The organism is Enterococcus canis NBRC 100695 (genome assembly GCF_001544375.1).
GTDB classification, from domain to species: Bacteria; Bacillota; Bacilli; order Lactobacillales; family Enterococcaceae; genus Enterococcus_H; species Enterococcus_H canis.
The window spans coordinates 325,175-348,021 of sequence record NZ_BCQJ01000001.1; the positions used below are offsets into that span (position 1 = coordinate 325,175).

27 protein-coding genes are annotated in these 22,847 nt (G+C 41.0%); 4 read left to right on the forward strand and 23 right to left on the reverse strand.

From position 1 onward, the window contains the following. Nucleotides 1-38: 38 nt before the first annotated feature. From ECA01S_RS01605 to ECA01S_RS01630, 6 genes are all read right to left on the reverse strand, one after another. The gene (locus ECA01S_RS01605; protein ID WP_067390080.1) at nt 39-629 is read right to left on the reverse strand and encodes a YcxB family protein; all 591 of its coding nucleotides are present in this window, start codon (nt 627-629) and stop codon (nt 39-41) included. 164 nt (nt 630-793) lie between these two features. Continuing rightward, nucleotides 794-1,759, reverse strand: coding sequence for a LacI family DNA-binding transcriptional regulator (locus tag ECA01S_RS01610; RefSeq protein ID WP_067390083.1), 966 nt, complete (start codon nt 1,757-1,759; stop codon nt 794-796). 12 nt (nt 1,760-1,771) lie between these two features. Beyond that, nucleotides 1,772-3,253, reverse strand: a complete 1,482-nt coding sequence (galT, locus tag ECA01S_RS01615; RefSeq protein ID WP_067391079.1) for a UDP-glucose--hexose-1-phosphate uridylyltransferase — start codon at nt 3,251-3,253, stop codon at nt 1,772-1,774. Between the two features lie 13 nt (nt 3,254-3,266). After that, on the reverse strand, nt 3,267-4,256 hold the full coding sequence (gene galE, locus ECA01S_RS01620; protein ID WP_067390086.1) for a UDP-glucose 4-epimerase GalE: 990 nt from the start codon (nt 4,254-4,256) through the stop codon (nt 3,267-3,269). 16 nt (nt 4,257-4,272) lie between these two features. Then, nucleotides 4,273-5,427 carry a galactokinase gene (locus tag ECA01S_RS01625; protein ID WP_067390089.1) on the reverse strand — a complete coding sequence of 385 codons (1,155 nt, stop codon included), beginning with the start codon at nt 5,425-5,427 and terminating at the stop codon, nt 4,273-4,275. A gap of 159 nt (nt 5,428-5,586) precedes the next feature. Further along, complete coding sequence (locus tag ECA01S_RS01630) at nt 5,587-6,252, reverse strand: YoaK family protein (RefSeq protein ID WP_067390091.1); 666 nt, start codon at nt 6,250-6,252, stop codon at nt 5,587-5,589. A 179-nt stretch (nt 6,253-6,431) separates the two neighbouring features. Between ECA01S_RS01630 and ECA01S_RS01635 the strand changes: the two genes are divergently transcribed. The 3 genes from ECA01S_RS01635 (at nt 6,432) to ECA01S_RS01645 (ending at nt 7,988) form a co-directional block, all read left to right on the forward strand. Then, entirely contained in the window at nt 6,432-7,028 is a 597-nt protein-coding gene (locus ECA01S_RS01635; protein ID WP_067390092.1) for a TVP38/TMEM64 family protein, read from the forward strand. A gap of 37 nt (nt 7,029-7,065) precedes the next feature. After that, nucleotides 7,066-7,515: a DUF2188 domain-containing protein gene (locus ECA01S_RS01640; RefSeq protein ID WP_067390095.1), complete on the forward strand. Its 450-nt coding sequence runs from the start codon at nt 7,066-7,068 to the stop codon at nt 7,513-7,515. A gap of 74 nt (nt 7,516-7,589) precedes the next feature. After that, a complete protein-coding gene (locus ECA01S_RS01645) occupies nt 7,590-7,988 on the forward strand; it encodes a pyridoxamine 5'-phosphate oxidase family protein (RefSeq protein WP_067390097.1) in 399 nt (132 codons plus the stop codon). A 52-nt stretch (nt 7,989-8,040) separates the two neighbouring features. Here ECA01S_RS01645 and ECA01S_RS01650 read toward each other — a convergent pair whose 3' ends face one another. The 9 genes from ECA01S_RS01650 to ECA01S_RS01690 form a co-directional block, all read right to left on the reverse strand. Continuing rightward, complete coding sequence (locus ECA01S_RS01650; protein ID WP_067390100.1) at nt 8,041-8,514, reverse strand: GNAT family N-acetyltransferase; 474 nt, start codon at nt 8,512-8,514, stop codon at nt 8,041-8,043. A gap of 11 nt (nt 8,515-8,525) precedes the next feature. Then, a complete protein-coding gene (locus ECA01S_RS01655) occupies nt 8,526-9,041 on the reverse strand; it encodes a hypothetical protein (RefSeq protein ID WP_067390103.1) in 516 nt (171 codons plus the stop codon). Between the two features lies 1 nt (nt 9,042). Then, nucleotides 9,043-9,372 (reverse strand): PadR family transcriptional regulator, encoded by a 330-nt coding sequence (locus ECA01S_RS01660; protein WP_067390106.1) that lies wholly within the window; start codon nt 9,370-9,372, stop codon nt 9,043-9,045. A gap of 154 nt (nt 9,373-9,526) precedes the next feature. Beyond that, on the reverse strand, nt 9,527-11,278 hold the full coding sequence (locus ECA01S_RS01665; RefSeq protein ID WP_067390109.1) for a glycoside hydrolase family 2 protein: 1,752 nt from the start codon (nt 11,276-11,278) through the stop codon (nt 9,527-9,529). Continuing rightward, complete coding sequence (locus ECA01S_RS01670) at nt 11,278-13,098, reverse strand: glycoside hydrolase family 2 protein (protein WP_067390113.1); 1,821 nt, start codon at nt 13,096-13,098, stop codon at nt 11,278-11,280. Before ECA01S_RS01670 ends, ECA01S_RS01665 begins: the two co-directional genes overlap by 1 nt. Then, a complete protein-coding gene (locus tag ECA01S_RS01675) occupies nt 13,095-13,517 on the reverse strand; it encodes a hypothetical protein (RefSeq protein ID WP_067390116.1) in 423 nt (140 codons plus the stop codon). The genes ECA01S_RS01670 and ECA01S_RS01675 overlap by 4 nt, the downstream gene beginning before the upstream one ends. 7 nt (nt 13,518-13,524) lie before the next feature. Beyond that, complete coding sequence (locus ECA01S_RS01680; RefSeq protein ID WP_067390119.1) at nt 13,525-14,361, reverse strand: carbohydrate ABC transporter permease; 837 nt, start codon at nt 14,359-14,361, stop codon at nt 13,525-13,527. An 11-nt stretch (nt 14,362-14,372) separates the two neighbouring features. Further along, a complete protein-coding gene (locus tag ECA01S_RS01685; protein WP_082703237.1) occupies nt 14,373-15,281 on the reverse strand; it encodes a carbohydrate ABC transporter permease in 909 nt (302 codons plus the stop codon). Between the two features lie 76 nt (nt 15,282-15,357). Next, nucleotides 15,358-16,626 (reverse strand): extracellular solute-binding protein, encoded by a 1,269-nt coding sequence (locus tag ECA01S_RS01690; protein ID WP_071858923.1) that lies wholly within the window; start codon nt 16,624-16,626, stop codon nt 15,358-15,360. Nucleotides 16,627-16,872: 246 nt separating this feature from the next. Here ECA01S_RS01690 and ECA01S_RS01695 point away from each other — a divergent pair, with 246 nt between their 5' ends. Continuing rightward, nucleotides 16,873-17,784 (forward strand): ArsR/SmtB family transcription factor, encoded by a 912-nt coding sequence (locus ECA01S_RS01695; RefSeq protein WP_067390125.1) that lies wholly within the window; start codon nt 16,873-16,875, stop codon nt 17,782-17,784. Between the two features lie 47 nt (nt 17,785-17,831). Here ECA01S_RS01695 and lepB read toward each other — a convergent pair whose 3' ends face one another. The 8 genes from lepB to ECA01S_RS14110 form a co-directional block, all read right to left on the reverse strand. After that, entirely contained in the window at nt 17,832-18,407 is a 576-nt protein-coding gene (gene lepB, locus ECA01S_RS01700; RefSeq protein ID WP_071858924.1) for a signal peptidase I, read from the reverse strand. Beyond that, the gene (locus ECA01S_RS01705) at nt 18,400-19,158 is read right to left on the reverse strand and encodes a DUF975 family protein (protein ID WP_082703217.1); all 759 of its coding nucleotides are present in this window, start codon (nt 19,156-19,158) and stop codon (nt 18,400-18,402) included. The genes lepB and ECA01S_RS01705 overlap by 8 nt, the downstream gene beginning before the upstream one ends. 28 nt (nt 19,159-19,186) lie before the next feature. Then, nucleotides 19,187-19,414, reverse strand: coding sequence for a (4Fe-4S)-binding protein (locus tag ECA01S_RS01710; protein WP_067390134.1), 228 nt, complete (start codon nt 19,412-19,414; stop codon nt 19,187-19,189). Nucleotides 19,415-19,422: 8 nt separating this feature from the next. Next, on the reverse strand, nt 19,423-20,010 hold the full coding sequence (locus ECA01S_RS01715; RefSeq protein ID WP_067390136.1) for a TMEM175 family protein: 588 nt from the start codon (nt 20,008-20,010) through the stop codon (nt 19,423-19,425). Between the two features lie 193 nt (nt 20,011-20,203). Further along, nucleotides 20,204-20,896 (reverse strand): D-allulose 6-phosphate 3-epimerase, encoded by a 693-nt coding sequence (alsE, locus tag ECA01S_RS01720; protein ID WP_067390139.1) that lies wholly within the window; start codon nt 20,894-20,896, stop codon nt 20,204-20,206. Nucleotides 20,897-20,917: 21 nt separating this feature from the next. Next, the gene (locus ECA01S_RS01725; protein WP_067390142.1) at nt 20,918-22,018 is read right to left on the reverse strand and encodes a PTS fructose transporter subunit IIC; all 1,101 of its coding nucleotides are present in this window, start codon (nt 22,016-22,018) and stop codon (nt 20,918-20,920) included. Between the two features lie 25 nt (nt 22,019-22,043). Beyond that, on the reverse strand, nt 22,044-22,361 hold the full coding sequence (locus ECA01S_RS14105; RefSeq protein WP_067390145.1) for a PTS fructose transporter subunit IIB: 318 nt from the start codon (nt 22,359-22,361) through the stop codon (nt 22,044-22,046). A 30-nt stretch (nt 22,362-22,391) separates the two neighbouring features. Next, on the reverse strand, nt 22,392-22,844 hold the full coding sequence (locus ECA01S_RS14110) for a PTS sugar transporter subunit IIA (protein ID WP_067390148.1): 453 nt from the start codon (nt 22,842-22,844) through the stop codon (nt 22,392-22,394). Between the last annotated feature and the right edge of the window lie 3 nt (nt 22,845-22,847).

Here is a 22,847-nt window from a genome sequence, read left to right on the forward strand (position 1 = left end):
TATAATAACTGTTCTATATAAAGAAAGAATTATGCTTACTATTTGGAAAATGGAATCAAATACTCCTGCGCTTTATCATCCAAGATTGCTAGAATCTCTTCCTCCTGATTAGCGGTCAGCTGTCGCAAAGGAATAATAAACGCAATCGTTTCCGAAAGGTAGATAAATAAGTGTTCCTTCCCTTGAATAATCAAAGGAATATTGTCCCAAGCAATCTGCTGCTTATTGCGATTATTTTCCTCCACTAAGCCTTCTTCTTCAAAGGTCAATCGACTAGGTTCACCATTGTTGAAAGAGTCCTTCCGCTCAAATGCCCGCTGTACCTGGCTTTTAACCCTGTGCTTCAAAACAAACCAGGTCGCATACGGGGCTTTGCCAAACATCATCGCAATCAGTTCTAGAATAGTACAAACACCAATAGCAATATACCAGACAGAGGTCCACTCTTTATTCCCAGTAAATAAAAAATTCACCAACGCCAAAATCAGATTCGTGCCTAAAATCGTCAAAATAATGTTACGGGTCATCTTTTTTGAAGATGGCATCCGTTCCCTCAATATATAATCCTTTTGAAAGGCTAAATTATCTTCCATGGAGACGGTGATATTGATCGTGTAAGGATATTCCACCCGACTCTCCTCGCTTTCCTTCTATAATACAATCATTTCCCTTTATTCTAGCAATTCACCTTCCCCTTGTCTATGATGAGAAGAAACAAAGATCAAATTGTCACACAACAAAAATAAAAAAGAAATACAAGCAAAGGCTATGAAACCTTGCTCGTATTTCTCTGCTAAACAGATTCTCGTATCATCAATTCTGTCCCAATCACGATTTTTCGTGAAACTGGTGCCGTTTCCTGAATTAAATCCAGACAAGTGGAAACAGCCAATTCCCCCATCCATTCTGTTGAGACCCGAATCGTCGTCAACGCTGGTGAAACATATTTCGCAACGCTGACATCATTGAAGCCGATAACTGCTACGTCCACTGGTACTTTAAGTCCTGCCTCATGGAGCGCATTGATGGTCCCTAACGCTAAAACATCACTAGAGGCAAAAATCGCTTCAGGTGGTGTATGCTCTACCAAGTAGTCGGCTAAAACAGCTTTTCCCGCATTTAAATCAAAAGGCGCCTCTAATTCAAAAATAGGCGTTAGCTTATGCTCTGACATCACCTTACGAAAGGCGGATAAGCGCTGATCTGGTAAAACTTGTCCATCTCTCGCCTGTTCTACCCCAGATAAGATACCGATTTCTGCTCGACCTTTACTCAAAAAGAATTCTATTGCTTGACGAACACCCATTTCAAAATCCACTACCAGAGAATCAAAGCCTTTAGCAGAACCGTCAAAATCGACAATCAGCGTGGGGACGTCCTTACGTAAATGCAAAAGCTCGCTATCGCCAAATTTCCCTAAGGCAATCACGCCATCAATTCCTTCTCGAGGAATCTCATTCAAAGCACCTTTGACTAACTCGATTTGGAGCTCTTCCGCTCTTTTTTCGATTCCCATGCGAATTGATAGGTAATACAAATCGTTTAATTCTTCTGAATCATTGAACCACTGAGTGTAATACAAACGTACCCGTTGCTTGCGGTTCCGTTTGTGCTTGGTATAGTTCAATTCTTCAGCAATTTCAAAAATTTTTTTCTTGGTTTCCTGTGCTACGGCAAGCTCCGGGTCATAATTCAGCACCCGCGAAACCGTTGCGGAGGAAACGCCCGCCAGATTGGCGATATCCTTAATCGTTGCCATCGTCAGCGCCTCCTATAACGTCTGCGCAAACCGATCAAATCCTGCTTGGCCAGCCTCATCACGTTTGAAGACGCCAGCGTCCGCCAAGACTTGCGCAAACACATTGCCAACCTCTTGTTGTAAGATCGCTGTCACATTTGTTTCATTCAAATCATGTTGCGTTTTAATCGTTTCAGCCCAAGCTAAGTGATAGTCCTTAATCGAGTTGGGTTGATCTAGTAAGAAGCGTTCTACCTCTTGCAGCTCTTCTTTTAGTCGTGGTGGCAAAACAGCCAGTCCCATCACTTCAATCAGACCGATATTTTCTTTTTTGATATGTTGAACTTCTGGATGTGGATGGAAAATACCATCTGGGTATTCCGCAGAGACATTATTGTCGCGTAAAACTAAATCTAGCTCATACAATTTCCCACGCTTGCGGGCAATCGGCGTCACCGTATGATGAGGTGTCCCGTCTTCAGAAAAAGCTTGAATTGACAAGCTTTCATCGCTATAACGTTTCCACTGCTCAAATACATAATCTGCTGCATTGATTAGGGCATCTTTTTCCACACTGCTCAAACGAATAACGGACATCGGCCATTTTACGATACCGGCAGTTACTTGCGGAAACAGTGGCAAATCAATTCCTCGTTCAATAGCTGCTTTGGCCATTGGAAACTCATGACGCCCTCCTTGATAATGGTCATGGGAAAGAATCGAGCCACCAACAATTGGCAGATCCGCATTGGAGCCTACAAAATAGTGGGGAAACACATCCATAATTTGCAATAGACGACGGAAGCTATCCCGGCTGATTTTCATAGGACGATGCTCTTCCGACAAAATAATCGCGTGCTCATTGTAATAAGCGTATGGTGAGTATTGGAAGCCCCAGCTTTCACCGGCCAAATTCATACGAATGATGCGATGATTGGTACGAGCCGGATAATTATCTCGGCCTTTGTAACCCTCATTTTCCATGCACAACATACATTTAGGGTAATCCACCTTAACGGCGTTGCGCTCCAAAGCAATCTGCTTGGGATCTTTTTCCGGTTTGGATAGATTGATGGTGATCTCTAATTCGCCATAAGGTGTCGCTGCAGGAAAAACGATATTTTTCGCAATTGCCTCTGTTTTGATGTAGTCATTACTTTTGCTTAACTCAAAAAAGTAATCCGTCGCTTCTTTAGGATCCTGTGCATAATGTTGGGCAAATAACGCATTTACCACTGAAGGTGGCGGCGTCAACAGATCCATAATTTGACCTTCCCAAATCTCGATTTGAGATTGGATCGGCGCAAATTGCTCATTTTCAAGAGCCTTCGCCTTCAAGCGTTTCATTAAGGCAAGCGGCGGCTCGACTTCGCCACGCACTTCAAAATCACCAAGCGCATCTTCACCAATCAGCGCTAAGATGCGATTATGCAAATAGAGGCGGTCCATTTCCATCCAACCGCCGTTACGGATTGCAATCGTCGCAAAATCCGCAATAGTTTGGCTGATTGTCATCTTCTTCATCCCTTTACTCTTCGTAGCCGTGTGGATGGCTTTCATGCCAACGCCACGCAGTTCCGATAATTTCCTTTACGTCATCGTACTTAGGCTGCCAACCTAATACATCCTTCGCTTTGTCACTAGCTGCAATCAGAACGCTAGGATCCCCGGCGCGACGTGGTGCGACAACTGCTGGAATCTCTTTGCCAGTGACTTCACGGGCAGCTTCTAACATTTCTTTCACGGAGTACCCTTGGCTGCTACCTAGGTTAAAGACGTTACTGTCGCCGCCTTTTTTCAAATACTCTAACGCTAAGATATGAGCCGCAATCAAGTCTTCTACTTGTACATAATCCCGAATACAAGTGCCATCTGGCGTATCATAATCATCGCCAAAAATGGCCAGTTGTTCTCTTTGACCAAGGGCTACTTGTAAAATGATTGGAACTAAATGGGTTTCTGGGTCATGATCTTCACCAATAGACGCATCTGACTTGGCACCGGCAACGTTGAAATACCGCAATGCTACGTAGCGTAGATCTGATGCCGCACTCGTCCAACCCATGATTTTTTCCATCATCAATTTGCTTTCGCCATAAGGATTTTTAGGATTTGTTGGCGTAGTTTCTTTGATAGGCACTTCTTCAGGTTCTCCGTAGGTTGCTGCAGTTGAAGAGAAAACGATATGGTTAACCCCAAATTCTTGCATGACTTCTAAGGTAATTTGTGTGCCGTAGACATTATTATTGAAATACATTAATGGTTTTTCAACGGATTCACCTACTAGTGAGTTGGCTGCGAAATGGATTACACCTTCAATTTTTTCATTTTGGAAGACTTCCCGCATGAACTCTTTATCGCGGATGTCCCCTTGGTAAAAAGTTGCTTCTGGACGAATCGCTGCCTCATGCCCAGTTTGTAGATTGTCTACTACAACAACTTCGTATCCTTTTTCTACTAATTGATCTACCGCATGGGATCCGATATAACCGGCTCCACCTAAAACTAAAACTGCCATTCTATTCCCTCCTTGATTATAAAGCTCGTGCGCCATCATCGATTCGAGCTTGATAAAAATCAGCTGTATAGCTAATTTTTTCTGCATAAATTTTGCCAACATTTTCAGTAAATGTTTTAAATTCAGTCGCTGGTACAAGTGCAATCGCACAGCCACCAAAGCCGGCTCCTGTCATTCGAGCACCTAGAACACCAGGCTGCCCTTGAGCCGCCGCAACTAACGTATCCAATTCAATGCCGGTTACTTCATAGTCATCCCGCAAAGAAGTGTGGGAATCATTCAACAACAGACCGAAAGTTTCCAAGTCACCCTTAGTCAGCGCCGCTTTAGCTTTCAACGTCCGTTGATTTTCATAAACCGCATGCCGCGCGCGTTTTTCCAAAGTAGCATCATTGATCAATGCTAGGTTAGCTTCAAAAGTCGCTTCATCCAAATCACCTAACGTTTGAATAGCTAATTTTGTTTGTAGACGACTTAAGGCTTCTTCGCACTCAGCACGACGTTCATTATATTTTGAGTCAGCCAGTTCCCGACGTTTATTGGTATTCATGATAGCGACCACGTAATCGCCTAATTCTACTGGTACCATTTCATAATCTAAGGTATTCGCGTCGAGTAAAATGGCATGATCTTTTTTTCCCATACCAACTGCGAATTGGTCCATGATTCCGGAATTAACGCCGATGAATTTATTTTCAACTTGTTTTCCCGTAATGATCAAATCTAAGCGTTTCGTAGTCAGCTGGAAGAGATCTTCTAAAATTACGCCCATTAATAATTCGATAGACGCCGAAGAAGAAAGTCCCGCACCATTTGGTATTGTACCATAAAAATAGATATCCATCCCTCGGTCAATCGTATAACCGTCCTCTTTAAGATAATGGATCATCCCTTTAGGGTAATTCGTCCAATCATGGGTTTTATTGTAGCTAAGATCAGCCAAAGTGAACTCAATGATGCCCAAATTGGGGAAGTTTTCGGAGTACATACGAATCACTTGGTCCTCACGTTTACGAGCCGCTGCATAGGTTCCTAAAGTAATGGCAGCGGGGAAAACATGCCCCCCATTATAATCTGTGTGTTCGCCAATTAAATTGATACGTCCCGGTGAAAAATACGTCTGAGCTGCTTCTACCCCAAAAATTTTTTTAAAGCTTGTTTTTATCTCCATGTTTGACCTCCAAAATGTTTTTGTTAGCGCTATTATAACGCCTTTAGTAAATTTATTCAATATATTTACTAAACTTTTACTTAACAAGATTCCACCTTGTTCTCTAGGTCATTTTTCTCCAGAAAAAAAAGACAGTTGACGAGCAACTGCCTTCTCTAGCTATTTCGCTTTATTTGTACTAATGAGGTAGGTTGTAATTCCTAATGGCACTAAAGTTAAGACAATCGCTGCATTTGTCAGCCAAGCAACCATCAACCCCATCAACGCAGCCCCTACCACAAAACTTACAATAATGGCTAAGGTATCATTTCCCTTTTCGCGGGCTTTCGCACTATGCTCGGTAACCGCATCTAAATAGCTTTCTCCCAACGTGCGTAGGTTACCGGTCATCATTAGAGAGGTAAACGGGCCGCCCTTTAGTTTACGAAATTCTTGTAGTTGCGCCGCAGCAACTAGTGAGACTAATGCGCTGCTAGCCATATTAGGAATGTGCGCTGCCGCAACCGTCACAATCAAAACCAATAGCATTTCCCAAAGCAAAATACTTACTTGGCGATTGCGCCGCGTGTCACTTTTTTCAAAGCGCTGTTGGACAAAACGTACAATGATCGTCCCTAATAAGAAGGATAAAATCGGCACTAAATACCGTACAATAATACTCAAATCTCCCTTGGCTATGTGAATGCCTAGCAAGATTAAGTTCCCTGTTTGTAAACCTGCAAAGACTTCTCCGTGCTGCAAATAAGTATACGCATCAAAACCGCCAGCCGCCATCGCCAACAGCATCCCAATATGTAATCGTTCATGAATTGGATAATCCTTCATCCAAACCGCCTCCTCACAAAAATTATACTCCTTTTTAAGGTGAAAGGTTTTCGTGACGCTCATCTGCCATTTGAGAGGACTTTGTTTTTCAAGAAAAGCCTTTATCGTTATAATAGAAGTAACGAAAAATAATTGCTTGCATTTTGCGCTTCATTTCAAGCTGAAAGTGGGTGTTGCCTGTGACCGATAAAGAAGAATTAGCCAAGCGTGGACGCCTACTACTAAAAGTTTTAGGCGCTTTGTTGATACTATTGATGCTTAGTTACATCTTACACTTTGGGTTGGCAAACTTCAGTAATTCCCTTTACCATCTTGTCTCAGAAGCGGGCGTTTGGGGACCGCTGCTGTTTATTTTCTTTCAAATCATCCAGGTTATTATTCCTATCTTACCGGGAGGCTTTAGCCTCAGTGTTGGCGTTTTGGCTTTTGGTTCGACCTTAGGCTTTGTTTACAACTATATTGGTATCGTACTTGGTTCGATTAGTTCCTTTTTCTTAATTCGCCGCTTTGGACGCCAGCTATTGCGACTATTGATTTCTGAAAAGAGTTATAACAAATATATGAGCTATCTCGCCGATAACAAAAAGTTTACTCGATTCTTTATTGCAGCAATCCTATTTCCGATAGCACCTGATGATTTGCTTTGTATGATTGCAGGGCTTAGTAAGATGCGTGCTAGGACGTTCATCTTGACGATTGTATTATGCAAGCCCTTCTCGATTTACGTTTATGGCTACGGACTGACGGCATTACTAAAATTGATTTTCCATACATAAGGGGCAGCCCCTAAATGAAAATAAGGAGGCCAAAAATATGGCTTGGGACATGAAAGATTATCCAACATCGTGGAAAAATTTACCTGAATTAACCCGCAAGAAGGCGATTGACATCGGTAACGCCCTCTTAGCAGATGGTTATCCAGAGGACCATGCAATTCCAATTGCGACAAAACAAGCTGAAAAGTGGTTTACAGAGGCATCTGAGCAGGAAAAAGATGCCTTCAGCAAAAAAGCAAATCCCACAAAGCATGATACCCATGACGTTAAGGAAGATGCTGAAAAATTGCTGACAGCTGCAGTGTTGGTTCAGTATCACGAGAAACAATGGGCAGTGCGTTCTGAAGGAGCGGAAAAAGCAAGCAATCTTTACGATACCAAAGAAGAGGCAATTACCCGCGCCCAGGAAATTGCTGAAAATAAAGGCACGCCAATCAAAATTTATAAAATGGACGGTTCGTTAGAGAGAACCATCCAACCAGACTAAGTCGAGTACAATTCTTTTGCAAAATAGCTAAATGGTGGTAAGATGATGCCGAACTTGTTAAGGAGATGGACAAAATGGCAACATTGACAACCGCTATGAAAGATATGCTAGCAGCACAATTAAGTTTTCTCGCCACTACTGATGAAGCAGGTAACCCGCAAGTCGGACCTAAAGGCACGATGCGGGTACTTGATGATGAGCATTTGATTTACAACGAACATACCGGCAAACAAGCTTGGCATAACGTCCAAGATAATTACCGCGCCGCCGTTGCAGTGGTTGACCATGAAGCATTTAAAGGCTTCCGTTTTGAAGGTACTATCGAAATTCACCAAGATGATGCTCTTTACGAAGATGCTAAAACCTTCACCGCTTCTAAAAATTTACCGGTTCCAGTTGCAGCCAATGTTTTGAAGATTGAACGAATCTATCTATTAGATGCAGGTCCTCATGCTGGCGATTTAATTGAATAATTAGCTAAAAAGTCAAAGTAGTCCATAAACTGAACTACTTTGACTTTTTTGTTTATAACATTTTACGATAAAAACGATCCATAGTTGTATGCTGAACAACTGAAGGCTGGGGAATATCGTCAAATCCCAGCTTCTCATATAACTGGACAGCGCCTACCAACAAATGATGTGTTTCTAAATAGATTGTTTCATAACCGGCTTCTTGAGCAAATAGCAATGCTTGGTCCATTAATTGATAGCTGGCGCCTTGTCCGCGTGCCTCATGACTGAGATATAACTTTTGTAGTTCAGAGGCTCCTGGCAGCTGATACTCCGCTACGCCCACACCACCAATTGCCTGGTCCTTTTCATTCACTAACACAAAATAACGCCGTCCTTCTGAGGCAGCGTAATAGTCAGATAACCTACCCAGCTCCGGATCAAAATAGGCAGTACCCGGAATATCCAAGCCAAAAGAAGCTAGGCTTGATTGGATAATCTTTTTCAAAGTCGCATTATCCTTGGTTTCAATTAAACGAATCGTCATTAGACCCCTCCCTATTGTTTCGCCATCACTTTACTGTGGTCTGATAAACCAAAACCAACTCCCAAAACTGTGCCAATCAATACCATAAGTCCAAATGCCAATCCCAGGATGGCGCCATTGTAGAAAATCTGTAACACCATGCCTAAAAAAGCTCCTAAAGCTAAACCAATCAGCATGCGACTACCATACAATAAGCCGACTATTTCGGCAGATGCTTCATCAAGTTCTGAATAAACCGGTTTTGGCTCCGAAACCTCGATAAACACTGCTTCCGCCTTCGCTAAGGCATCGGTTTCACTAAGACCAAGCGTCACCTGCTCCTCCACGTAACCTTCTATATATTGTGCTAATTCTTCAATTGCCTCTGAGCGGTCTGGTGCGATGTTCTTGCGAATCTTATTTTGCAGTTCGCGCATTTTTAATTCTGCACGCTCGAGATAGGACAAATCTGTCGGCTCCATCCCGGCTTTCACGGCTGTCTGTGCTAACTTCTTAATATTTTTTTCTGTTTCAACTGAAACGGTCATCTTACTTCACTCCTTGATAATACGTATCCATTAATTGCTTGATAAATTGCCATTCTTGTTTTTTGTGCTGAACAAAACCGCGACCCTTTTCGGTCAAGTGATAATACTTGCGCCGGGCTCCCTGGCCTTCCTGCCAATAACTGACAATATAGCCATTTTTTTCTAGTCGCTTAAAAGCCACATATAGCGTTCCTTCTTTCAATTCAAATGTCCCCTGACTACTGGCCTTTGCCTTTTTAGCGATATCATAGCCATAACTATCCTCTGAATAAAGAATACTGAGAATGATGGGATCAATGTAGCCTCGCAAGACCTCTTTATCGATTTCCATTACAAACCTCCTGACGCGATGTACCTCGTTACACGAGTATAATAAAGCGAGGTACTGAAAATGTCAATAAAAAAATCTGTTCTGTGTGTAGCGCCTCAAAAATTTAGATTTTTCGAGGTCGCTGCAATTTCACAAAACAGACTTTTCTCTGCCGTTATTTCAAGCGGCGTTCATTTATTTTTTTTACATTTGCTAAGTCAACTTTTGGTTCCCGGTGTACGTCTAACAGGCCATTGACTTCTTGCTCTACATCCGTCAATTGTGTGTAGCAATAGCCAACCACATAAGGTAACTCTTGAATTGCCTGATGAATGTGATCAAAGCGCTCCATAAACTCATCTTCACTTTTTACTTGACGGCCATAACCCCAGTCTTCGGCATGATTGGAAGTAAAGGCAATACCGCCAAATTCGGAAATAATAACAGGCTGTCCGTTGTATTGATAGCCCTCCGCAAAAGCGTAGAAATCCTTATTGAATTGAATCTCATTACCCAGGATTGCATCCTTATCTGCATAACGTGCCGCAAAGACTTCCCCGACCTCTTCATAATCATGCAGGGTAATAATGTCAGAAATAGTGTGGACCCAGCCATCATTGGTGATGACCGGGCGGGTATCATCTAACGCCTTCGTTAAATAATAGATGCTTTCAGTAAATTTCTGCTGTTTGGCATCTTGACCGATTCCTTTGATTCCCCAAGATTCATTAAATGGAACCCACGTAATGATTGCTGGATGGTTATATTGTTGTTTGACGATTTGTTTCCATTCGTCGGTAAAGTTTTCAACTGCTAAGTCATTAAAGGTATAAGTTGACGCCATCTCCGACCAAACCAGCATTCCCTCCTTATCACAAAGATACAAGAAGCGCTCATCTTCAATCTTTTGATGCTTCCGTAAGCCGTTGTAGCCCATTTCCTTGATGCGTTGAAGATCAAGCTCCAAGGCCTCCACAGATGGCGGCGTGATGCCGGACTCTTGCCAATAGCCTTGATCTAAAATCAACCTTTGGTACAATTGATGATTGTTCAGTAAAATCTGACCCTTTTCAATAGAGATTTTTCGCATACCGAAATAACTTGAAACAGCATCAATCAACTTATCTCCTTCATAGAGTTTGAAAGAAATATCATAAAGGTTTGGTTCTTCAGGCGACCAAACTTTCGTACCCCAACAAGCGTCTTCCTTCAGCCGTGTATCCATCTGCAAAGAAATCATCTCATGGCTTAGTGTACTAGTTAATTTATTTACTAGTTGCCCATTGAAAGAAATCTCAGCTTCAAAAGTAATTGGTTGTGACGGTAAAGAGGAAATTTGTGGTTCAAGGATTAATTGGTCCTGGTCCAAATTAGGCGTCATTTTCACTTGAGACAAGTGTGTGTCATGTAACCTCTTTTCTAACCAAACAGTTTTCCAAATTCCAGTCGTCTGAACGTACCAGCAACCGAAGTTATCCTTTAACCAACGTTGTTTGCCGCGGGGTTGCTCGCAAGCCATTGAATCCGTTACCCGCACAACGATTTTATTATTACCGGCCGTGACATAAGATTTGATATCAAAGGAAAATCGTTCGTACGCTCCTTGGTGTGTTCCTACCATTTGGCCATTGACCCAAACTTCCGTCTTATAATCAACACCTTCAAAGGTCAGCGTATAGTCAGCTACTTCCTCGATTTCAATATTTGTTTCATACCAGACAGTACTATGGTGCTCAGATTCATGAATCCCACTTTTTTCTGTTTCATAAGTAAATGGAACTAAAATTGACCTTGTGTCTGACAGACCTGTGTACCACTTCTCGGTCATGCCTTTATTTTCATCATCAAATTTGAACTGCCATTCACCATCTAAAGATCGCCAGTGATCACGGATAAACTGTGGTCGTGGGTGTGTTTTTCTTTCCATTATGCTCTGCTCGCTCCAATCTCTCCAATAAAAATTCGTTCTGGATGAAAAGCATCATTTGCCTTTCGAATATTCGCTAGTTCTGTTTTAGGTTGACGGTCATACGTCAGCAAACCATTGATTTCCTGTTCAACATCTGTCAGCTGCGTATAGCAAAAACCCCAAAGTGCTTCTGATTGATAGACCGCCGTCATAATTCGCTGATATTCTTCAACAAAATCAGTTTCCGTTTCAACGGAGGTATAACCCCAACCCGCTTGTTCACCTATTTTATAGCCAACCCCGCCAAACTCCGTTAGCAAAATAGGCTGTCCTTCATAATGAAAACCTTTTGCAAAAGTATCCCATTTACCTGGCGGAAAATCGATCAATCCTTCGACATCATGTAGCATCTTCTTAAAGTGTTCATATTTCTGCTTTTCATCTGCTGCTCCGTGACTATAATTGTGAATAGCGCAAATGTCTGTTTCCGTCATTTCCCAGCCATCATTTGAAATAACTAGCCGTGTTGCATCCAAGGCGTGGAGCAGGCGGTAGATGCCCACTGAAAAGCTTTGCTGCTGTTTATCTAAATGAATATCGGGTACTCCCCAGCTCTCATTTAATGGGACCCATGTTACGATAGCTGGATGATTGTAATCTCGTTCTACGATTTCCAGCCATTCTTTCGTTAAGTTGGAGACTGCCTCATTTGAGTAAACTGGCGCGGAAGCACACTCTCCCCAAACTAAATAGCCCAATTTGTCTGCCCAATAAAGAAATCTTGGATCTTCTACTTTTTGATGTTTTCGACACCCATTAAAGCCCATTTCCTTCGCCAGCTCGATATCTTTAATAAACGCTTCATCATCAGGGGCAGTCAACAAACCTTCTGGCCAGTAGCCCTGATCTAGAACTAGTTTTTGATAGTAAGGACGATTGTTTAGAAAGACCATTCCCTTTTCAGTATGGATTTTACGCATACCAAAATAGCTTTCTACTCGGTCTACCTCAGTTCCTTCAGCTATTAAAGTGACAATTACATCAAATAAATTAGGCGTTTCCGGCGTCCATGTCCAACCATTGTCATGGAAATTACTTCTAAAAATCTTATTTGCAAACAAATCAATTTTTCGATACGAATGTGTATCAAAAATCGTAATCGTTTCCTTACTGATAGGCTTATTATCAAATAAAATCTGAAGCTCATACTGATCGCCTATGGATTGATCTGTAAAGATACTTTCAATCCCAATCGTCCCTTCATCCACGTCTGGCGTAAATTTGATACTTTCCAAGCGATGCTCATGAACGGTTTCTAGCCATACACTTTGCCAGATACCTGTGCTATTTGTATACCAAATTCCTCTTGATTCCGGCTCCCAAAATTGTTTTCCACGGGGAATCATCTCATCCTCATGTGGGTCCCAAGCACGAACCGCTACCCAATGCTCAGCCCCATCTAACAACTGGTCTGTAATATCAAAGTGAAACGATGTATGGCCTCCAATATGGCGACCGACATAGCGACCATCCACATAAACATCCGCTTGATAGTCGACTGCACCAAAGTGCAGGAGACACCGATGTGCCGTTTCCTTTTCATAGGTAAATTCACGACGATACCAAACGATATCGTGAACCTCGCGCATGCCGATTCCGCTGAGCTCAGATTGGTAAACAAATGGTACTTCAATTGAACGATCAAAGTTTTGAGAATCCGCATACCAATGCTCTTTCAAGCCATTGTTTTGATCATCAAACACAAATTCCCAGGTGCCGTTAAGCAGTTGCCAATCTTTTCGCACTAATTGAGGTCTTGGATATTCCTCTCTTCTCATACATGTAGCCTCTCATTCACTTTTTTGTAGTTTCTTATTCCTTTATTTTTCGCCAATAGGATGACTCCTGCGGTCATCGCGAGAGCTAAACTGATAATATCCAGGATTGCATAGGAGAAAATCCCTTGAATAATCAGAAATACACCCACTTTTATATTGATTTGATCATTTTTTACATAGCGTTTGCTGACCACCAGATTACTGATACCTAGTCCGATTAAAAATGTGCCAAACGTACAGATAAATATGGCAACACTGCCAAACTGTTCACTGATTGCAGTAAGCTGTGCAAAGGTACTTTCACTGTTTGTAATACCAACTTGTGGCATAAGTCCATAAAAGATGATCGTTAGTAGACCATCTAGAATTTGCCAAATTCCCATGATACGAATAAGTCGTCGTTCTGTTTTACGATTCATCTATACCCTATCCTTTCACTCCAGCTGATAGTGACATTGATTGCAAGAAATATTTTTGCGCAAATAGGTACAGAATAAAAGTCGGAATAATTGCGACCAAAGCCCCGGCCATCAATAAGGTTGGTTGCGCTTGATACATCCCTTGCAGTAATTGTAATCCTGACGTAATTGGCATTTTCTCAATGTCATTGAATACAATTGAAGGCCATAAGAAATCATTCCATGAACCTGTAAAGGCAAACAAGGCTACAACTAACAAGACTGGTTTAATCAATGGCAAAATAATCTTGAAAAAGATCGTAAATTCACTAGCACCATCAATTTGCGCCGCTTCATCGAAATCTTTAGGAATGTTGTCCATAAACTGCTTCACTAAAAAGATATTAAAGACTCCAGCTGCCCCTGGCACAATCATCGCCAAAGGAGTATTGACCCAACCAAATAAATCCACAATTTTATAAAGCGGGATAAGGTTTACAACGCTTGGAAACATCATGGTTGCAAGTAAAAATGAGAAGAGCAGGTTTTTCCCTTTAAAGTTAAGGCGGCTGTACGCAAAGGAAGATAGCGATACAACGACTAATACTAAAAGCGTATGACTAACGGCAATGAATAATGAATTGAAGAACCACTTTACTAAAGGGGTACTGGTATTGTTCACCAGCAATTCCGTATAGTTGGTCATCACCCATTCGATCGGTAAAATCTTAAAGCCCGCAGTCATTAATTCCATTTCTGATTTAAACGATGTCAACACGCCATAGGCTAATGGAATAATCCAGATGACCGCCATCGCAATCAGGAAAACATATGCGCTTATTCTTGAGATAAATTTTGTTTTCATCTTGACACTCCTTAGTCTTTATTTCTTAACAATTTGAATTGTATAGCGGATACGACCATGATACATAAGCCCAGTATGACTGCCATTGCGGAGGCCATGCCGGCAATTGACTGTCCGGATCCAAAGGCGTTTTGCTGGATATACATCAAAAGGACTCTGGTTGAGTTGTTTGGTCCGCCGCCAGTTAACATCAATGGCTGTCCGTAGATATTGAACTGTGCAATTGTCGTCATAACCACGGTGTATAGAATTTGCCCTTTGATTGCAGGTAGGGTAATTTTGAAAAATTTCTGAATCGAAGTCGCTCCGTCAATATCCGCCGCTTCATAAAAGTCTTTTGAGATTCCGTTTAGTGCGGCTTGATAAATAATCATATTCCCGCCAATCGTCCACCAAACAGTGACGACGATTAAGGTAATCCAAGCATAAGGCTGAACAGAGGTCCAAGGCGTGTCCGAGTTCAAAAGAACATTAATTGGACCATAATTGACATTAAAAATCAGTGTCCAAATAATGACTACTGCTGAAATGGCGAAAAGTGAAGGCATGTAGAAAATTGATTGAAAAAGTTTGCCTAATTTTGGCTTAGTATTTAATGCAGCTGCCAGTAGCAAAGGAACAACGATACAAGCTGGGACAGAGAAAAGAACAAACAAGAAAGTGTTTTTCAAACCAATTCGTAATTGTTCATAAAACGTAGAATCAGCATTAAAGAAAAGCTCTTTGTAATTGTCTAAACCAATAAAAGTCGGTGAACCGAAAAGGTCCCAATCTGTAAAAGAAATATAAATACCAAAAACAACTGGAACAAGGAAAAAAATGGTGAAAATAATCAAGTGCGGTGCAAGAAACAGCCAAGGTAGCATTTTTCTATTTTTCGTTGTTTTAGCTTGTTCCTGCCCTTTTTCAATTGAAGCCATCATATGATACAGTCCTTTCGTCCTTTATGTATAGAAAGAGTCAATAACCTACTATTGACTCTTTCTAATCACTTGATTATTTGTTAGAGCTATCTTTTGAAATTTTATCGGTTACTTCTTTTTGCATATTCGTTAAGAAGTCATCTACTTTTTGTTTGCCGAAAATTGTATCAAAGCCATGAGCATCCAAATACTCAGAAACATACCCATTATATTTGTAGTCAAAAATGCTCAATGTTTCTTGTTGCTCTGGTGTAGATAGGAAGATAGATTGTGGCATTTCTTTATATTCTTCATTGTTCAAAATATCGAGTGTAGCTGGATTTTGTCCTGCTTTTGCCCATTCTAGTGAGTTTGTCCGCAACCAATTGATAAATTCCATAATGCCTTTTGTTTTTTCTTCAGAACGAGCTTCATTTTTAAACATGACGAATTGGTGTGAAGAAGCCCAGTTAACCGTTTTAGACAAGTCGTCCGACAATTGCGGAGAATTGGTCAAGCCCCAGTCAAATTTTGCTTCTTTGATATTATTTTGCAGCCAGATACCTTCTGGGAAGAACAGTAGCTTACCTGCCAAGAATAGCTGCGTAGGATCCTCACCATCTTTCGTCGTCAAACCATCTTTATACAGATCAGCCCACAAGCTAATAGCATTTTTGGACGCTTCTGTATCCAACGTTGGCGCTGTACCATCTTCCGTCAAAGCACCGCCCTCTTGTTTCATAAGTGACAAGAAGTTTGGTTTTACCCAAGTTACCGCAATGCCGCGAACATCATCATTCTTCGCTTTGGCAGCTGCTTCTTTAACTTCATCAAATGTTAAAATATTGTCATCCAATGCAGTTGGCGCATATTTCTCTAGCAATTCTTTATTGTAATAGGTTCCCCAGTTATGAATATCTAATGGCAAGCTGTATCGTGAACCATCAAGCTCCCCAAGATTCCAAGCTTCGCCTACATAGTTTTCAGCTTTAATATCTGGATAGTCAGCAAGAAGATCATCATAAGTTTCCAACATGTCATTGTCTTTGTATTGTTTGATTCGTTCAGCGTGAACAATATTCAAATCTGGAATATTCTTTCCTGAGTTAACAACAGTTGGAATTTTCGTGTACATATCCCCTTCTTTTAAAGAAACATTTTTAATTTTGAATTCAGGATTTGTTTTGTTGTACTCATCAATCATTTTTTTCATATTGGAGCCATCAGCACCAACAAATGGATTCCAAAAAGTGATCTCTTTGCTATCAGCGTTCGAAGAACCTGAACCTCCGCCACAACCAGCCAACATCGTTGCACACATTCCTACCGCCAAAGCAATTCCAGCAATTTTTCTTAGTTTCATAGTCATCCTCCGTTTTACATAATAGTTAATTTTACTTTTAATAACTCTCTCTTCTCAATTAACTATTTAGTAAATTTAATGTTTTATTCTTGGTGCACATTTAAAATACCAATTGTTGCAAACGCTGTCAACGCTATATTGTGGCTTTTTATCAAAAACAACTAGTAAGTTAATGATGAAATGTAGTATAATTACTTGTGAAGAAATCGTTTAACTTATTAGTTAATTATATGGAGGTGTTTTTAGATGGAATTAGACTTAGGGAAACTGTCATTGCCTGTCTTTGAAGCATTGGCAAGTGAAACAAGATTAAAGATCATTCACTTTATCGGTAGTGAAAAAAAGAGCATTGGTGAAATTGCGAACCACTTACATATGAGCAGTGCCATTACAACTCGTCACGTTCAACAGATGGAAGATGCCGGCTTACTAGCATCTGAACGCGGAATAGGGAAAAATCGCAACAAAAAAATGGTGTATCTAAAGGTCGATGATATCCATATTTCTTTTCCTGAAAGAATTTATCAAGAATTTCAGTTACATTCGACCGATTTAAAACTAGGACATTTCACAGATTTTAAAGTTGCTCCTACTTGCGGACTTGCAACAGTCAAAGAAGTCGTTGGCAAATCCGATGATCCGAAGTATTTCATGGATGCACAACGAGTCGATGCAGCTTTATTATGGTTCTCAACTGGTTTTGTCGAATATAAGGTGCCAAATCTCTTAACCGAAAATGAGTCACCTGAATTATTAGAAATCAGCTTTGAGATTGCTTCAGAATTTCCCCTCTCAAATAATATCTGGCCAAGTGATATTTCGATTTTTGTCAATGATGTGCGCGTAGCTGTTTATACAGTACCGGGAAACTTTTCTGATATCCGTGGACGTTACACGCCAGAGTGGTGGGATTCACATTTTAGCCAATATGGTCTTTTGAAGCATGTTCGTATCAATAAAATCGACACCGGCATTGACGGGGAAGCCTACTCTGAGGTCACGATAGACGACTTAAATCTTTCTGAGCAACCATTTATCAAACTACGTTTTGAAGTCGAGGAGCATGCGAAACATAAAGGCGGACTCACCCTCTTTGGCAAGGGCTTTGGCAACCACAATCAAAATATTTTGATTAATACTTATTATCTCGACAAATGAAAAAGATCATCCGCCAAGTTAAACTGGTGGATGATCTTTTTACTTGTCTATTGAATTACAAGTGATTCGTCATGACTTGCCTTCATTTCATAGGATTTTACTGCGCTAATTTTATTAGGAGGCCAATAGATGTACGACACCTGACCAATAATACTTTCCCTTGAAATCGCGCCGAACATACGACTATCTTTAGAGACTTCGCGGTTGTCTCCCATTACAAAGTAGGCGTCCTCTGGCACTTGGTAATGATCGATGGACGCACCCGCTTCTTCCATAGAAGTTGAGGCAAGATAGGGTTCTACAACTTTTTGGCCATCTATCATCAGCTGACCCTCTTGATAATGAACGGTTTCTCCTGGTAAGCCAATCACACGTTTGACATACTGCTTGCCTTTTTCGTCAGGTGCATCAAAAATAACAATGTCAAAACGTTTAACCTTTTGTTGCCGCAGCCCGACCACTCGTTCTTGCGTCACCAACGTCGGGGCCATTGAACTACCCTCAATCGCACTCAAATTGAGCACTCTTTGCGTTAGAAAAACGAGCCCCACAATCACTAAAAGATAAAACAGAAAATCTCCTTTGCAAAAGAGTATTCTGATACCCTTCCTTAGCTTATTCATCTCTCTTAACTTCCATCTGTTCCGTCAAATACTGATAAAATCTGGCAAAAACAAAAGCTTGATATAAAGCTAAAATACTAAAGCCGATAATAAAAAGAATACCGAAAATTAAGCAAATTAATAACCTAAACCCACTAGCCGCTTCTGTAAAGAAACTGCTGATAAAAATCGGAAGACTGGCGAAACTGCTTAATAGAAAAGTATAACCAACAAAAGAAAATTGGATTTTAAAATACGTCCATTTATGACCTTTCATTAGTTGATTACTCTGCTTGAGAGCTTGGCGAAAGGTTACCTTGGTCCCTTGCGCACGTCCCTCCATAAAAATATAAAAGGCTTGCGAATAGCCATAGCTTTTGATGATTCCCGGAATAATCAACAAACAGGACCACAAAAAAGTAAAAATCACGTGAGCTAAAGTCAGCCCTAAAAGTGCGCAGTATTCTGGTAGTCCCTTGACCCAGACTGGCCGCCAAGTACTATCAATGCCTCCCTCACGACAAATCTGCAAAGACTTGTATAAGCTATCTGCTAAAAAGGGTAATAATAACAGCATGCCAATCATGGCAACCGCGGAAATCATGGACGATTCTGATTCTTTCGTTAAGCCTACCAACTTATAATGAGAAAATATTTGCAATAAAGCAAACAGACCCCAAAAGACTGTTAGTCCGGCTAAACTATTGTAATGCTTTTTTAGTAATGCTTTGATTCTCGTTTTTTCTTCTTTACGCTTATACAACCTGCTCATTCCCTTAACAAATTTTCTTTTTACGTTACTATTTCACGCGATATTTCAGTGCTCCACTGGGGCAAGTATCAATCACGTCGGTTAGTTGCCCAACCTCACCATTGTCTGGCATAATCCAAGGTCGACGTCCCACTTCAAACACGGCTGGGTTTCCTTTTACACATTTAGCCGCATGCTGACACATTCCTTGATGGTAATAAACATCCATTTTTTCTCCGCTATACTTGCGGTACCCAGCTTGTAACCATTCTTCCATAACTAACACTACCTTTCATTTTCAATATGTAATCGTTCTGCTAATTTTTCTGGAATAAACCACAATAACAGCCCACAGCCATTGATAATCAAGATCCAGACCGGTGCAACCAAATAGCCAATAAGAATTGCGATAATATTTAAACTGATCGTCACAATCAGTTTAGGATAAGAGGCGGCTAATTGGTGAACCTTTGAGTTAGCCCCATTGACCCGTACTAAAGAACGGACTAAGGCGTAATAGCTGACATCAGCGACTAATATTAAAATCCCATAGAGCACTTGTGGCGCCAAGGACATTGGAAATTCACTGACCCAAGCAGTGGCGAATGGAAATGAGGTCAACGCAAAAATAAGGCAATTGTTGGCCCATAAAGTCCCGCCATCCACTTTGCGGACTAACTGAAACAGGTGGTGGTGGTTATTCCAGTAAATTGCCAACATGACGAAGCTGACTAAGTAGATTACAAGCTCATGCTCAATGCCACTAAAAGCTAGAAAACTGTCATTTTCTGGCGTATGTAGTTCCAACACTAAAATCGTCATCACGATGGCGATAATAGCATCCGTAAAAGCTTCAATTCGATTTTTCGGCATATCTTTTCCTCCTCTTTTTGGAATATCCTTATATTAGGGGAAAATCACATTTTTTTCTCTTTTAAATTTTGCAAATATTGTAAAAAAATAAACAGAAAGTTTGCCCATCATTAAGTACTTGGCAATTTTTTTCTACACAACAAAAAAACCGACTAGAAGTCTAGTCGGTAATCGTTTAATTTAGGAGTTGGCTTTATACCAGCACTTTTCCGGTCATTTCTTGATAATCCGTCATCATGATTTCCCACGATGTTTCGATTGAATCGTCTAAGCCGAATAAGCCACTACGACCGACGATATAAATATCGGGACCTGCTTCATCGATGCGTTTGAAGGAACGGCGATTGGATGAGCCATCCATTTCAATAACATATTGATAACCATGCTGCTCACGTAATTCTCTTAGCTCAACAATTTTATCTAAGGCGCCTTCAATGAAGCGCTGCCCAGCAAAACCAGGGTCAACTGTCATAATAGTGACTTTATCCAGCAAGTCGATATAAGGCAAGATCATTTGAACAGGCGTTTCAGGATTTAAAACAATACCTGCTTTTAAGCCCGCATCATGAATCTGATCAATCAAGCGAAACGCTAAACCATCTAATACCTCAGCGTGCATACAAATCCATTCACAATTAATATCAATCAGCTGTTGGACCCAAAAGGCTGGTTCTGTTACCATCAAGTGAGCTGAGATGGGCAATGTACTGATTTTACGGATTTCTTGGATGAACCAAGGCGATAAGCTAATGTTCGGCACATAATGGCCATCCATAATATCCACATGGTAGGAGTCCGCGTGTTCATTTAAAAACAAAATCTGTTCCTTGAATTTATCTAAATCCATCGTCATTAGTGATGGGGAAAATTCTACTTTTTTTGGCATACTCATGCTCCTCTGTTCTTATTAGAAAATTTGAATATCATCTAAGCTGATATCGTCTTCTTCGATTTGTGCTTGGACATCAATATCTTCCTGTGTCACATTTTTCTTGATCAAGGCTAACGTTACACCTGTCACCAAGATATTCACCACTAATGCTGCCACACCAGCCCATGGCCGTGACATTGTCGGTAACATTAAAACACCACCAAATGGAACTGTCGCGTCTGCACCTAACAGCATAGATACCGCACCACCGGCTGCTCCCCCAACTGCTGTCGCAATCAAGCCACGCATAATATCATTCATAACAATTGGGATGACGCCTTCGACAATATTGATCACACCCATCGGAACTGCTGACTTCAATGTTTCCACTTCAACCGGTGTGTAGATATTCTTTTTGAACAATTTCCCAATGAAATAGGCCAAACCAAAACCAATTGGTGTCGCAGTATTGACTAACTGCAAGGCTGTAATTGGTCCATTGATTCCTTCTGCCTGCATTGTTAACACAAAAGCGAAAACTGTTTTGTTGATAGGACCACCATAATCGATTCCGCTTAGTAAACCAACGACGCCACCGAACACTAATAACGAAGAAGAACCTAAGCTGTTAAGCGCACCTGTCAGTAATCCTGTTAAAGCTGCAATCGGTGAACCAATGATATAAATCATCGCAAAGCCGCCAATGATTGAGGTTAAGAAAGGAATGATTAAGGTTGGCATCAAACCCTTTGCCCAATTCGGAACTTTTACATGTTTCAAAATAGCAACTGCTAGAAAACCTGCAACGTAACCGCCTAAAATTCCACCAATAAAACCTGCTCCGATTGCATTAGCAGTCAAACCGATAATAAAACCTGGTGCCACACCTGGTTTTTCAGCAATAGAGTATGCAATTCCCGTCGAAATTACTACTGGTAAAAGTCCAAGTCCAGCACCACCCATCGTTGCTAGCTCATCCCAGATAGAAAACTCACCTTGTACCAATGTTCCTTGTGCACTTCCGCCCATTGCCATCCCGATAGCGATCAAAAAACCAGCGCCACAGACAATTGGAATTAAATAAGAAATTGCGGTTAATAAATGCCCCTTTAAATTCAATGCTTTGATCTTTTCCATTCTTTCGTTCCTCCTACCCCTTCAGTTATGCAGTTACGCTAATAACTTCTTTTGCTTTTTCCAATAATTTTGTTGGTGACTTAATGGCAACCTCAGTCGGCACTTGGATAACACGTTTACCCTCAAATCGTTCTCTTCCACCAACTTTTACATCCACTGCCAAAATTACAACGTCGGCTTCGCTGATTGCTTCTGCAGTCAACTCATTTTCACGTCCAATTGTTCCTTGGGTTTCCACATGAATGTCATACCCCATCTTCTTAGCGGCATTCTCCAATTTTTCTTGCGCGATATACGTGTGGGCAATCCCGACTGTACAAGCACAAACTGCAACGATTTTCATAAATAATTCCTCCTGATAAGTTTGATAGTTTTATAAACCAAATGCCTCAATCACTTGATCAGCATCTTTAGCCTGTAGTAAATTAGCTGTTACTTCATCATTCCCCAGCTTGCGAGCAAACAACGATAATAATTTCAAATGTTGTTGCGCACCAGCAGTGTCATTTCCAACAGCGAATAAAATGATTCCTTTAACACCGTTGCCATCTAATGTTTCCCAAGAAATCTCCTCATTTAGAACCCCGATAGCCACTCCGACTTCTTTTACATAGGCACTTTTACCATGTGGTATCGCAATATAGTTTCCGATACCTGTCATTCCTTCCGCTTCGCGTGCATAGATATCTTGGATAAAACCTTTCGTTTCCGTAATATAATCCGCTTCCAATAATAAGGTTGCTAATTGTTGCAATACGTCCTCTTTATTAGTGGCGTTCATATTTGTTTTAACGATTTTGGGATCAATGATTGTTGTAACTTCCATTTT

Coding starts and splice junctions, on each gene's coding strand:
- ECA01S_RS01610 (WP_067390083.1), bottom strand. CDS start 1,759: ATGGCAACGATTAAGGATATCGCCAATCTGGCGGGCGTTTCCTCCGCA.
- galT (WP_067391079.1), bottom strand. CDS start 3,253: ATGACAATCAGCCAAACTATTGCGGATTTTGCGACGATTGCAATCCGT.
- galE (WP_067390086.1), bottom strand. CDS start 4,256: ATGGCAGTTTTAGTTTTAGGTGGAGCCGGTTATATCGGATCCCATGCG.
- ECA01S_RS01625 (WP_067390089.1), bottom strand. CDS start 5,427: ATGGAGATAAAAACAAGCTTTAAAAAAATTTTTGGGGTAGAAGCAGCT.
- ECA01S_RS01630 (WP_067390091.1), bottom strand. CDS start 6,252: ATGAAGGATTATCCAATTCATGAACGATTACATATTGGGATGCTGTTG.
- ECA01S_RS01640 (WP_067390095.1), top strand. CDS start 7,066: ATGGCTTGGGACATGAAAGATTATCCAACATCGTGGAAAAATTTACCT.
- ECA01S_RS01645 (WP_067390097.1), top strand. CDS start 7,590: ATGGCAACATTGACAACCGCTATGAAAGATATGCTAGCAGCACAATTA.
- ECA01S_RS01650 (WP_067390100.1), bottom strand. CDS start 8,514: ATGACGATTCGTTTAATTGAAACCAAGGATAATGCGACTTTGAAAAAG.
- ECA01S_RS01655 (WP_067390103.1), bottom strand. CDS start 9,041: ATGACCGTTTCAGTTGAAACAGAAAAAAATATTAAGAAGTTAGCACAG.
- ECA01S_RS01660 (WP_067390106.1), bottom strand. CDS start 9,372: ATGGAAATCGATAAAGAGGTCTTGCGAGGCTACATTGATCCCATCATT.
- ECA01S_RS01665 (WP_067390109.1), bottom strand. CDS start 11,278: ATGGAAAGAAAAACACACCCACGACCACAGTTTATCCGTGATCACTGG.
- ECA01S_RS01670 (WP_067390113.1), bottom strand. CDS start 13,098: ATGAGAAGAGAGGAATATCCAAGACCTCAATTAGTGCGAAAAGATTGG.
- ECA01S_RS01675 (WP_067390116.1), bottom strand. CDS start 13,517: ATGAATCGTAAAACAGAACGACGACTTATTCGTATCATGGGAATTTGG.
- ECA01S_RS01680 (WP_067390119.1), bottom strand. CDS start 14,361: ATGAAAACAAAATTTATCTCAAGAATAAGCGCATATGTTTTCCTGATT.
- ECA01S_RS01685 (WP_082703237.1), bottom strand. CDS start 15,281: ATGGCTTCAATTGAAAAAGGGCAGGAACAAGCTAAAACAACGAAAAAT.
- ECA01S_RS01690 (WP_071858923.1), bottom strand. CDS start 16,626: ATGAAACTAAGAAAAATTGCTGGAATTGCTTTGGCGGTAGGAATGTGT.
- ECA01S_RS01695 (WP_067390125.1), top strand. CDS start 16,873: ATGGAATTAGACTTAGGGAAACTGTCATTGCCTGTCTTTGAAGCATTG.
- lepB (WP_071858924.1), bottom strand. CDS start 18,407: ATGAATAAGCTAAGGAAGGGTATCAGAATACTCTTTTGCAAAGGAGAT.
- ECA01S_RS01705 (WP_082703217.1), bottom strand. CDS start 19,158: ATGAGCAGGTTGTATAAGCGTAAAGAAGAAAAAACGAGAATCAAAGCA.
- ECA01S_RS01710 (WP_067390134.1), bottom strand. CDS start 19,414: ATGGAAGAATGGTTACAAGCTGGGTACCGCAAGTATAGCGGAGAAAAA.
- ECA01S_RS01715 (WP_067390136.1), bottom strand. CDS start 20,010: ATGCCGAAAAATCGAATTGAAGCTTTTACGGATGCTATTATCGCCATC.
- alsE (WP_067390139.1), bottom strand. CDS start 20,896: ATGCCAAAAAAAGTAGAATTTTCCCCATCACTAATGACGATGGATTTA.
- ECA01S_RS01725 (WP_067390142.1), bottom strand. CDS start 22,018: ATGGAAAAGATCAAAGCATTGAATTTAAAGGGGCATTTATTAACCGCA.
- ECA01S_RS14105 (WP_067390145.1), bottom strand. CDS start 22,361: ATGAAAATCGTTGCAGTTTGTGCTTGTACAGTCGGGATTGCCCACACG.
- ECA01S_RS14110 (WP_067390148.1), bottom strand. CDS start 22,844: ATGGAAGTTACAACAATCATTGATCCCAAAATCGTTAAAACAAATATG.